Source organism: Sphingopyxis sp. (assembly GCF_035565275.1).
Taxonomy (GTDB): domain Bacteria; phylum Pseudomonadota; class Alphaproteobacteria; order Sphingomonadales; family Sphingomonadaceae; genus Sphingopyxis.
The window spans coordinates 1-11,163 of sequence record NZ_DATMST010000344.1 but is presented as its reverse complement, the minus strand read 5'-3'; the positions used below and the strand labels follow the sequence as shown (position 1 = coordinate 11,163).

10 protein-coding genes are annotated in these 11,163 nt (G+C 61.9%); 5 read left to right on the top strand and 5 right to left on the bottom strand.

The window, feature by feature from the left end; translation table 11 throughout:
* Positions 1 to 218 (bottom strand): GcrA family cell cycle regulator (locus VN047_RS22370; protein WP_325546640.1); only part of this gene is annotated, 218 nt, incomplete at its 3' end.
* Positions 219 to 337: 119 nt separating this feature from the next.
* Here VN047_RS22370 and VN047_RS22365 point away from each other — a divergent pair.
* Positions 338 to 1,210 carry an ABC transporter permease gene (locus VN047_RS22365; protein WP_325546638.1) on the top strand — a complete coding sequence of 291 codons (873 nt, stop codon included), beginning with the start codon at positions 338 to 340 and terminating at the stop codon, positions 1,208 to 1,210.
* A gap of 6 nt (positions 1,211 to 1,216) precedes the next feature.
* Here VN047_RS22365 and hspQ read toward each other — a convergent pair whose 3' ends face one another.
* Entirely contained in the window at positions 1,217 to 1,591 is a 375-nt protein-coding gene (gene hspQ, locus VN047_RS22360) for a heat shock protein HspQ (protein WP_325546637.1), read from the bottom strand.
* Between the two features lie 178 nt (positions 1,592 to 1,769).
* Here hspQ and VN047_RS22355 point away from each other — a divergent pair, with 178 nt between their 5' ends.
* Entirely contained in the window at positions 1,770 to 2,396 is a 627-nt protein-coding gene (locus VN047_RS22355) for a Yip1 family protein (protein ID WP_325546635.1), read from the top strand.
* Between the two features lie 289 nt (positions 2,397 to 2,685).
* On the opposite strand, the gene VN047_RS22350 is transcribed toward VN047_RS22355, so the two are convergent.
* Positions 2,686 to 3,507: an alpha/beta hydrolase gene (locus tag VN047_RS22350; RefSeq protein WP_325546633.1), complete on the bottom strand. Its 822-nt coding sequence runs from the start codon at positions 3,505 to 3,507 to the stop codon at positions 2,686 to 2,688.
* An 8-nt stretch (positions 3,508 to 3,515) separates the two neighbouring features.
* Positions 3,516 to 5,726, bottom strand: a complete 2,211-nt coding sequence (locus VN047_RS22345; protein WP_325546632.1) for a TonB-dependent receptor — start codon at positions 5,724 to 5,726, stop codon at positions 3,516 to 3,518.
* A gap of 110 nt (positions 5,727 to 5,836) precedes the next feature.
* On the opposite strand from VN047_RS22345, the gene VN047_RS22340 reads away from it, so the two are divergent.
* On the top strand, positions 5,837 to 6,520 hold the full coding sequence (locus tag VN047_RS22340; protein ID WP_325546630.1) for a TetR/AcrR family transcriptional regulator: 684 nt from the start codon (positions 5,837 to 5,839) through the stop codon (positions 6,518 to 6,520).
* On the opposite strand, the gene VN047_RS22335 is transcribed toward VN047_RS22340, so the two are convergent.
* Positions 6,517 to 8,184 carry a CocE/NonD family hydrolase gene (locus VN047_RS22335; RefSeq protein WP_325546628.1) on the bottom strand — a complete coding sequence of 556 codons (1,668 nt, stop codon included), beginning with the start codon at positions 8,182 to 8,184 and terminating at the stop codon, positions 6,517 to 6,519. The two genes, VN047_RS22340 and VN047_RS22335, sit on opposite strands and share 4 nt — an antisense overlap.
* Before the next feature lie 225 nt (positions 8,185 to 8,409).
* On the opposite strand from VN047_RS22335, the gene VN047_RS22330 reads away from it, so the two are divergent.
* Positions 8,410 to 10,473 (top strand): TonB-dependent receptor, encoded by a 2,064-nt coding sequence (locus VN047_RS22330; protein WP_325546626.1) that lies wholly within the window; start codon positions 8,410 to 8,412, stop codon positions 10,471 to 10,473.
* A gap of 12 nt (positions 10,474 to 10,485) precedes the next feature.
* Positions 10,486 to 11,163, top strand: a 678-nt coding sequence (locus VN047_RS22325) for a thiolase family protein (protein WP_325546624.1), incomplete at its 3' end; no start/stop codon positions are given.

Below are 11,163 nucleotides of genomic sequence, written 5' to 3'. Positions count from 1 at the left end.
GCTGGCTTGGGCGCCGCGGGCGCAGCCGTCCTGACCGGTTTCGCCGCCTTTTCGGTCGCCTTGACGGGCGAGGGACGCGACTTCAGGCCAAGCCGGTGCGCCTTGCCGATGACCGCGTTGCGGCTGACACCGCCGAGCTCGTCGGCGATCTGGCTGGCGGTCAGCCCCTTTTCCCACATGTTGCGCAGGCTTTCGATGCGCTCATCGGTCCATGACATAATCAATTCCTCATCATTCCACCGCGGGCGGCCACGTCATCGCTCAAGCGGTCCTCGCGGATCGATGTTTCGACGGCCCAGCTTGCGGTAAGATCGGGGAGGCGATAGGCGAGAACGCCATGAACGACCAGCCCCAAATTTCGAACCCCGACTCAGCGAATATGCGCGCGGTTCCGACTTTCGCCGAACCCGGCGTCCCGCATATCCACACGTTGAACGTGCCGGGCATGCAGGCCCTATATGTCAAGGAGGTGCGGCGGTTTTTCAAGGTCCAGCTCCAAACAATCTGGGCTCCGGCGATTACCACCCTCTTGTTCCTCGTCATTTTCACCGTCGCATTGGGCGGCGCGGGCCGCAAGGTCATCGGCGTCCCGTTCGCCGACTTCATCGCGCCCGGCCTGATCATGATGGCGATGCTGCAGAACAGCTTCGCCAATTCGAGCTTTTCGCTGCTCGTCGGCAAGATCCAAGGGACGATCGTCGACTATCTGATGCCGCCGCTCGCGGTCGGCGAGCTGATCATCGCGCTGGTCGGCGCGGCGATCACTCGCGCCCTGCTCGTGGGGCTGGCGCTCTGGCTCGCGATGCTGCTCTGGCCCGGCGTTCATGTGATGCCCGACCATATGTGGGCGGTCGCGGTCTTCGGCGTCCTCGGCGCGATGATGCTCGGTTTTCTTGGCCTTATCACGTCGGTGTGGGCTGAAAAGTTCGACCATGCCGCCGCCGTGACCAACTTCGTCGTCACCCCGCTGGCCTTGCTCTCGGGCACTTTCTATTCGGTCGACCGGCTTGCGCCTTGGTTCCAGACGATCGCGCACGCCAACCCCGTCTATTATGCGATCATGGGTTTTCGCTACGGCTTCATCGGAACGGTCGATTCGACGATGGCCAACCCTGTCCTGACCGCCGCGCTGGTGCTGATCGCGGTCAATATCGGACTGGGCCTGCTGACTTATCGCCTGTTGGCGTCTGGCTGGAAACTGAAGGCCTGACGCCGCTCAGTGACGATGGATCGCGCGGACCCGGTAGCGGCCGCTTTCGAGCCCGTCGAACATCGCGTCGATCTGCGGGTGGTCGATCGGCCCGCCATCGCCGTCAGCCACCAGATTCTGCTGGCTGACATAGGCAATGTATGACGAATCCCCGTTTTCGGCGAGCAGGTGATAATAGGGCTGCCCTTTCGCGGGGCGAATTTCCTCGGGAATAGCTTCATACCATTCGTCGCTGTTCGCGAAGACAGGGTCGATGTCGAACACGACCCCGCGAAAATCGAACATCCTGTGACGCACGATGTCGCCGGGCGCAAAGCGGGCGCGACCGATAAGCGGGGCGGTAACGGTTACGGGAAGTTCGGAGGTGGATTCGGGCGTCATATAGTCAATCTATGGCCGTTTACGCTTGTTTCAAGTCCGTTACACTCAACCCGGTCGCGATTTGCCGAATCGGCTGTGATCAACGTTACAGATGCATTCGCCAATCGAGCTAGATTGCTCTTCTGGCATTTGCATTTCCCATTCGGGTTGCGGGCCGCATCCTCAGGGGAGAAATATAATGGCTGACATACCACCCGATAGTTCGAACCCGGCAACGGGCGTCGTTCAGCGCGCGAAAGACATCCTGCTGAAGCCGAAGGAAACATGGCCGGTCATCGCCGCCGAACCGGCAACGACGCAGTCGATCTATGTTCCCTATGTCGTCCTGCTTGCCGCGATCGGTCCGGTAGCGCAGTTCCTCGGCGGTCAATTGTTCGGCTTCACCGTCCTCGGCGTAACCTATCATCCCCCGCTTGGCGGGGCGCTCCTGTCCGCGATCCTGTCCTACGGCCTGACATTGGCGGTCGTCTTCATTCTGGCACTCGTGATCGACGGGCTCGCACCGAACTTCGGCGGGCAGAAGGATCAGGTGCAGGCATTGAAAGTCGCGGCCTATTCGGCGACCGCAGGCTGGGTTGGCGGCATTTTCGGCTTGCTTCCCGCGCTAAGTGCGATCGGGATCCTGTTCGGCCTTTACGGCCTCTACCTTCTCTATCTCGGCCTTCCGGTGCTGATGAAGGTGCCGCAGGACAAGGCGTCAGGCTATACCGTGATCGTCGTCATCGTCGCGATCGTGCTGTTCCTGATCGTCGGCACGGTGGTCGCGTCGCTGATGGCCCCGTCGCTGCTGAGCATCAGGGGATGATCACGCCAGCCGTCCCGCGATGTCGGGGCGGCTGTTCGCCTGTTGGTCAAACCGGACAAACTGGGGGAGAGTGAGGATTCCGGATAAGAGCCCAACCATTTGTAATGGCTCTCGCACCGGTGGGGCCACGAAGCGCCGAAAACTTGAGCGGCAATATCGGGAAAGGCGCCGTGGCTTCAGCACCGATTGATCTTGATTCGTTAACCAGCGCGAGTACGTCCGGACGGCAAGATAATGCGCGCCCATGCTCATTGCCCCGGAAGTTCGGCGCCGACGGTAAACGAAGCTCTCAAGCCTTCTCCGCCCGCGTACGGCCGTGTTTCTCGAGAAATGTCAGCATGGCTGCATTGACCGCCCCGGGATTGTCGAGGTTCGCGACGTGGCCGGCATTGGCGACTTCGATATACGCGCTGTTCCGGTCGCGCTCGCGCCACCGGGTAACGATCCGGGAGATGTTTCCAAGCCTGTCGTGCGCGCCGTTCATGATGAGGATGGGATGCTCGATGGAATAGTCCGGCTCGCCATGAACGGCCCGCGCAATCCCTCTGCTGATATCGAGGATATCCCTCCGGCACAGCGGTGCGATCATCTCCCGCAGCTTGTCGCGCGATGTCTGCATAGATGCGGAATCGTCCATGGCTTTGCGCTTGAAGGCTTCGACAGGGTAGAGGCCGACAAAGAATGGAAAGCTCGCGAGGAGCCAGCGTTCCCACCATTTCGGCGCGATCGTGCTGCAGGTACAGCCCACAAGGACCGCGGCCGTGCAGCGCTCCGGGTATCGGAACAGCATTTCCTGCGAGATATTGCCGCCGATCGACTGCCCGATCAGGGCCACTTCTTTCTCTCCGAGCGCGTCAAGAATGGCGACCAGATCCTCAGCGGCCAGTCGGGTGGAAAAGGGCCGCGCGGTGGGGCGCGAAAGGCCATGGCCGCGTGGATCCCACCGCAATGTCCGATAGGCAGCCTGCAACGGCCCGATCTGGGGATCGAACATGCGATGATCGGTGTAGGCGCCCGGCGTCAGGACGATGAGCGGCGCGCCCGGCGGACCGCCGATCCAGTAATGGATCAGGCAGTCGCCGGCATCGAAAGTCTCATGGGTTTCGCCCAATTTCATCCTCAGAAACGCACGCGCAGGCCACCATAATAGGTGCGCGGTTCATTGTAATAATAACTCAGAAACCCGTAGGTTGCCCCGATATAGTTGACGCCGTCGACCACATAGTCCTTGTCGGTCAGATTGCGGACCCCGGCAAACAGCTGCAAATCGCCGTTGCGGAAGGACAGGGCCATGCGCGCGTTCGCGATCGCGTAGGCATCGCGGTAGAGCAGGGGGCTGTTCAGGATATTGATGAAACTGCTCGACCGGTAGGCGACGTCGCCGTCGAGTTCGAGTGCGGTCGTCGCGCCCAACGGCATGACATAGGTCGCGGCGAGGCTGGTGGTAAACTTGGGGGCGTTCGGGAGAGTCTTGTCGGCGAAGTCGCCGATGATCGAATTGACGAACGTCGCGAACTTGTCGTCGAACAGCGAGGCCTGTGCTTTCAGCGTCAACCGCTGCGTCGCCCGCAACGTCAGTTCGGCTTCAGCGCCCCAGGATTCATACCGGCCCGCGTTGGTGAAATAGCTCGTCGGGCCCGGCGGCGTCCCTACAAAGGCGATCAGATTGGTCTGATAGTCCTTGAAGCGGTTGTAGAAGGCGGCGGCATTGAAGGTCAGCTTGCGATCGAAGAGGGTCGACTTGTACCCGATCTCGTACGTTTCGCTCGTTTCGGGCTTGTAGGATAGCGCGACGTCCGCCGATGCGGCACGCGGGTTGAAACCGCCGCTCTTGAAGCCCGTTCCATAGCTTGCATAGACCAGCTGGTCGGGGGTTATCTTGAAATCGATCCCGATGCGCGGCAGCCACCGCGACCAGCTGTCTGACAGATCGTAGCTGAAATTGCCGGTCGGAAACACGTCGTTGGTCAGGCTCGACAGATATTTCTTGCGATCATCGGTATGACGCAGCCCGCCACTGATCGACAGGCGATCGGTCACTTCCCATACGGCGTTCAGATATGCGGCATAGCTTTTGTTCTTGAGATCGGTGAGCTGTGTGAAGCTATTCTCCAACGGCACGAAGACGCCCGGCGCCACCTGTAGGGGCAAGGTGTTGGGGACGCCGATGACCGAGTCCGTCTTCTCTTCGAAATAATAGAGGCCTCCGACGAAGGAGAGAGTGTCCGCCGGCTCGAAATTGGTCTGGAGCTCCTGCGAGAACTGCGTCGTGCGCTGCCGCTGATTGCTCGAAAGCAGAAGGTAGGGGAAGGAATCATAGTCGAAAGCCTGCCGGAACTTCAGCCGGCGATAGGAAGTGATCGACTTGATCTCGATCTGATCACCCCGCCACGCAAGCTGGCCGTTAAAGCCATAGCTGTCCTGATCGTTCCGCACCGGCGTGTCCGCCTTGCTCTGGCGCGGAGGAAGAGGGGATTGCGGCGAGAAAGGCGGGAGGTTCGGCGGAAAGCTGACGGCAACGATCGGTGTCGGGGCCGCCGGGGTCGAGCGATCGCGCATGATATCGAAGGTGAGGCGGGCCGTCAGGCGTTCGTCGATCCGCGCCAGCGCCGTGACCTGGCCGCCGAGATAGTCGCGGTCTTGGAGGTCGTCCCCGCTATCCAGATTCTGAACCACGCCATCGCGCGATACGCGCAGCACGCTCGCCCGAAGGCCGGCGCGGTCCTCGACGATCGGCAGATCGAACGACGCCTTCCCCGAAAAATAGTCATAGGACCCGCCCGTCGCTGTCAGCTGAGCACCCGCTTCGACCAGGTCGGGATCGCGTGTATAGACTTTCAGCGCGCCGCCGCTGGTGTTCTTGCCATAGAGTGTGCCTTGCGGCCCTCGAAGGACCTCGACCCGGGCGATGTCCAGCGTCTCGAAGAGCGCGCCTTGCGCGCGGCCGATATAAGCGTCGTCAAGGTATATGCCGACACCGGGATCGAACATGAAAAGCTGGTCGGCCTGGCCGACCCCGCGGATGTAGACCGACGCATTGTTGTTCGAGCCCCCGAAGGCGAAGAAGGTGGCGTTGGGGATCAGGGCTTCAACATCGGCGATATTTGCGCTTTGCCGGCGTTCGAGTGCGTCGCCGCTCACCGCCGTTACCGCCACTGGCACATCCTGAAGTCGCTCGCTGGTCCGGCGCGCTGTGACGATGATTTCCTGATCGTTCGCTCCGGCGTCGGCAACCGGAAGCGCACCCTGTTCGATTTGCGCGATGGCGTTCCCCGACACGCTCGCCAGCAACGCCGCCGCAAGACACAATGGTGCACGTGAAATGGTCAATCTACCCTCCCATGAGATATTTTATCTTGTGGGATAATGCATAAACAAGCGTTTATATATATGTCAAGTGAGCACTTGCGAATAGCGTTTTTAAAGGCCAACGTCGCGTTATGAAAACGTCCCTACGAACATCTCGCCCGACCAGAGCGCGCAAAGCGGCTGCAGACAATGGGCCCAGCGAACCGGTTGTCGACCGTCGGCGCAACAATTCGCGCGCGCTGATAAAGGACGTCGCTTCTCAGCTTTTTTTCGCGCACGGTTATGAGGTGACGTCGATCCGCGCGATTGTCGATGCCTGCAATCTGACGCCGGCGGCGTTCTACAATCATTTCGCGACGAAAGAGGAACTGCTCTACGAAATCGTCGCCGAAGGGCACGCGACGGTCGGCGTGATGATGCAGGATGCCTTGCGTGAAGCGGCGGGCGATCCTGCTCGTGAGCTTGCCGCGATCGTTTCGGCCTATGTGCGCTTCCACACACACCATCAGGTTTTTGCGCTGGTGGCGAATGCGGAATATGGTGCGCTTCCGGAGCCACGTTTGTCGGCGGTACGCGCCGAACGCGTGCGATTGCGGGGACTTTTCGAAGACGTCATCGAACGGGGAGCGTCGACCGGCCGGTTCGGCCTGGTCGATGCGGGCGGCATGTCCTCGCCAAAGCTCGCCGCGGTCGCGATCGGCGATATGTGTCTGCGGGTCGCCGAATGGTATCGGCCCGAGGAAAAGCTGGCGAGTAGCGACGTCGAACAGGCCTATGCCGCTTTTGCGCTACGCCTCGTCGGCGCCGAAGCCTAGGACGCGGTCCCGCCGGGGCGGAGTATGATCGGCGGCCGCGCCCCGCCAGCAAGCGTAACCCGGATCGTCGACGCACCGTGATGGTCGCTGATGCCGTTTCGGGCAATCGTTCCACCGGCACCCTCCCCGGGTCGAGACATCTCGTTCATATTCGGGTCGAGATGCGGATAATTGGCGCTTTGGATCTGGATGCCGATCCGGTGTCCGGGCAGCACGCGCCAGGCGGTGTGGCCCATGGGGATGCCGATCGACACGGGGACTCCCGGCTCCGCAGGAAGCTCGCGATCGAACCCGTTCCGGTAGCGCAGGCGAAGTGTGCCCTCGCAGATCGGAAGGATCGTGCCGTCGGGCGAAACGTCGACCAGTTTGCAGATGAAGTCGGTATCGATGGCCGAGGTCGACACCGTCAGATTGGCCGTGACGGGTCCGATCAAATCGACGGGCTCGTCACAGGCCTCGGCGACATAGCGGACGAAGTCGTGACGCGCGTCGAGCTTGCGCTGGTCGATCGGCCCCATGGCCAGCCCGCCCAGATAAAGCGTGCGTCCGCCGACGGTCGGTGTCGGGTCGGACGGGTCATAATCATATTCCTGTTTGCCGGTGCCCGACAGTTCCAGATCCAGAATCGCCGTGTCGGGCGTCGGCCAGGCTTCGGCGGCCCGCCATTCATTGGCGTTCGCCAGGAAATACTGGACGGCAGGCAGCGCAATCTCGGCGCCTTCGAGATACCGGCGGAAGAAGGCGATATGGCGGTCGGCAAGGCGAGAGCCGCCAGCGGACGCCATCACACCGAAATTCACCTCGCCATGCTGTTGCCCGAGTGATCCGCTATGGGTCCAGCAGCCCATGATCAGGTGCGCGTCGGTTCGGCCGGCATCGCGCTGGCGCTGGAACATGCCGATGCTGGCCTGCGCGAATATATCGTACCAGCCGCCAACATGCAGTGTGGGGATATCGGCGATCTCGGCCGCGATCGGCGCACCGCCATCGGGGTCGACCAGTTCGTCGAACCCGATGGGGAATCCCGGCAGCCCGAATATCGGGCAATCCCTGAGTGGGCGGTGATCCATCAGGATGCGCGGATCGAGCGCTGCCTGCGCGATCAGCTTGACGGCATCGGGCGGCAGGGGAGCTCCGCTTTCCTGCTGCCGCCGCATCCAGTCGACCGCCATGAATGCGACCCATGAGAGCAGATGATCGAGACGCATCCCGCCGCCCATCTCGATCAGTTCGAAATCCCGGCTCGTGGTGAGGGCAGGGGCAATGGCCTTCAGATGCGGTGGCTTGCGCGCCGCTGCCATGAGCTGCGCGATGCCAAGGTAGGACGGACCCGCCATACCCACCGGACCCGAACTCCAGTCCTGCCGCGCGATCCATTCGACGCTGTCATATCCGTCGTCGCCTTCCTGATCCCACATCAGCGGCTTCCACGAGCCTTCCGAACCAAAGCGGCCGCGCGTGTCCTGGACGACGGCAGCGAATCCCGCGTTGACAGCGTCCTGTGGTCGCAAGAAGTCGGGATTGAGTGCTGCCCGGTCATAGGGCGTGCGATATAAAATGGTCGCGACCGGTTGTTCGACGTCGGGCCGCCAGAGATCGGCCTTCAGCCTGATGCCGTCCCGCATCGGAATCGAGACGTCCTTCTCAACGATAAAGCGTTTCATATCCTGCTCCTAGCATCGTCCCTGATCTGCGTGCGACTTTCTCGCCCGGGTCGTTGACAGTCTTTCGCATTTTATATAGACGAACGATCGTTCATATAAAAGACGCGAAAGGGAGAGATGATGCGGAAGGATGTGAAATGGGGCCTTCTTGCCTGCGCCGTCTTCAGCTTTCCGGCGCTTTCGATGGCGCAAGAAGGAGGGATTGCGGATGATGCAGACGCCGGATTGAGCGAGATTCTTGTGACAGCGCAAAAGCGCGGCGTCGCCGAATCGGCTCAGCGGGTCCCGGTCGCGATCACGGCTTTCGACAGCGCGGCGCTGGATGCGCTTCAGGTTCGCGACTTGCGCTCGCTCAGCACCGCGGCACCCAATGTGGCGCTGGAGGATGTCGGCACGATCCCGGGTACGGCGAATTTCACCATTCGCGGTTTCGGGATCGTGAGCTCGATACCGTCGGTCGAACCCTCGGTCGGGCTTTTCGTCGATGGCGTTTATCTTGGCATGTCGGCGGGCGCCGTGATCGACGTTTTCGATCTCGAGAGCGTCGAGGTGCTGCGAGGCCCCCAAGGGCTTTTGTTCGGCCGCAATACAACCGGCGGTGCCGTCACGCTGCGCACGCGGCGTCCGGGCGATGAGTTTCAGGTGCGCGGCCGGCTCGCTGTCGAAACGGGGCCGCAATATACCGCCGGCCTGAGCGTCGAGGGGCCCGTTGCGGACAATCTCCGTGCCAAAGTCGCGCTCTATTACAGCAATGATCAGGGCTGGTTTCACAATGATTTCAACGACCGGCCGTTCGGGAAGCGCGAGACGGTGTTCGTGCGTCCGACCGTCGTGTGGGATATCTCGCCCGATGTCGAGACGACCCTGATCTATGAGCATGGGCGCAGCCGGGGTGACGGGACGGTGGCGCAGAACCCTGCCTTCCAGTCGGGATTCCAGATCGATATCGACAACCCGGGCTATTTCGATATCGACTGGGACGCGCTGACGTCGGAGACCAACATCAACTTGGCGCTCGGCGACGGGGTCATTACGAACGTCGCCGGTTACCGGCGGCTGAATCAGAACGGGTCGGTCGATGTAGACGGCTTGCCCGCCTTGGGTTTTCATTCCTTCGTCAACTTGCGGCAGCATCAGTTCAGCGAAGAACTCCGCTATGCGGGAACGTTCGGTCCGATCAAGGCAACCCTCGGGCTCTATTATTTCAGCCAGAACTATTTCTATATCGAGCGGCGCGTGCTGTCCGGCGGCGCCGTCGATCGCGCCTTTGGCGGCCGGATCGACCAAGATAGCTGGGGCGCCTTTTCGCAGCTGAGCTACGACATCGGGGCGGGTTTCAGCCTTGTCGGCGGCCTGCGCTACTCGTGGGAGCGAAAGAAGGCCGACGTTGCGACTTTCCGGGCACCGGGGCTGTGCGATCTCGATGCGCGCACGTGCGATTTCGATTTTCCGGGCGAGTTCCCCGGGGCGACCGGCGTAAAAAGCTGGGGCAGCCTGACGCCGAAGCTGGGCTTTCAGTATGAACCGGGCCGCGATCTGCTGCTTTACGGAAGCTGGAGCCGCGGCATTCGCAGCGGCGGATTCAACGTCAAGAGCACGGCCGCGACGATTCCGCCCGGCCCCTATGATATGGAAACGCAGGACGCATTCGAACTCGGCTGGAAATCGACCTTCCTCGACCGGCGCGTCCGTTTCAACGCGGCGATATTCCAGAGCACGCTGCGCGACCTGCAGCGCGACATCAACATTCCCGATCCCGTATCGGGCGTGGTGCAGGTCACGTCCAATGTCGGAACGGCGCGGGTACGCGGCGTCGAAGGCGAACTGACGCTCGCCCCGTTCCGCGGTCTGACGCTGGGCGGCAGCTTCGGCCACCTGAACGGCAAATATACGAAACTGGCGGTCGACCTGAACGGGGCCGCTCCGGGGTTGGGCTACGAGCTCGACCTGACACGGCTTCCGAAATGGAGTTTCGGCGCGAACGCGACAATCGTTCAGCCCGTTGGGGACGACGCCGAACTGACGCTCCGTGCCGACTACGGATATCGCAGCCGCGTCGCCTTCACCGACAACAACTCCGCCTATCTCAATCAGGTCAACGATCTGTCGGCGAGCGCGCGGCTTTCGTTTCTCGATGACCGGTTCTCAGTCGGGGTTTTCGGCAAGAACCTCCTCAACCGTGTGACGCAGGGCGGCAACACCCCGCTTCCCCCCTCGGTCGGTGGTGGCTTCTTCGTGCCGATCAACGAGGGGCGCACCGTCGGCATGGATATCAATCTCAAAATTTAGGGCGTCCTGACAATGACCATAAAAGCGGAAATCATCGGCGTGGGCATGGCCAGGCATGGCTACCGGGCCGACAGCGGATGGCGCGATCTCGTGTTCGAAGCGGGAAGCGGTGCGCTCGCCGACGCCGGCATCGAACGATCGTCGATCGACGGCGGGCTGGTGTCGGTCACCTGCCCGGAAGCCTTCGAACAGCAGAATCTCGGCCCGCTCACGGCCGAAGAGCTTGACCTTCCCAGCGGTCCCTTCGCGCAGGTCGTCGGCGCGTGCGCGGGCGGGACGATGGCGTTCATGCAGGGCGTCAATATGATCCGTTCGGGCCAGAGCGAGTGCGTCGTCGTCGTCGGCGTCGAGAAAATGTCGGATGTCTATTCGGTGTCGGACGCACTGCTGTCCTACCCCGACCAGGATTATGAAGCGCCCGCGGGCTTCGACTATGTCGATACGATGGCGCTCATGCACGCGCGCTATATGCAGAAATACGGCGTGGCGCACGAACATGTCGCCGCCTTTGCGATGCAGGATCGCTGGTACGCCGCGCGCAACCCCAACGCGATCGATTATCGCCGGGGCGCGCTCGGGATCGACGAGATCATGCAGTCGGGCTGGGCGTCGCGGCCGATCACCCGCGCCGAATGCGCACGCGGCTGTGACGGCGCGGCTGCGGTCATCCTCGCCCGGGCGGGCGGCGAT

Excerpts from the sequence above, each read along its gene's own strand:
- VN047_RS22365 (WP_325546638.1), top strand. The coding sequence starts at position 338 with ATGAACGACCAGCCCCAAATTTCGAACCCCGACTCAGCGAATATGCGC.
- hspQ (WP_325546637.1), bottom strand. The coding sequence starts at position 1,591 with ATGACGCCCGAATCCACCTCCGAACTTCCCGTAACCGTTACCGCCCCG.
- VN047_RS22355 (WP_325546635.1), top strand. The coding sequence starts at position 1,770 with ATGGCTGACATACCACCCGATAGTTCGAACCCGGCAACGGGCGTCGTT.
- VN047_RS22340 (WP_325546630.1), top strand. The coding sequence starts at position 5,837 with ATGAAAACGTCCCTACGAACATCTCGCCCGACCAGAGCGCGCAAAGCG.
- VN047_RS22335 (WP_325546628.1), bottom strand. The coding sequence starts at position 8,184 with ATGAAACGCTTTATCGTTGAGAAGGACGTCTCGATTCCGATGCGGGAC.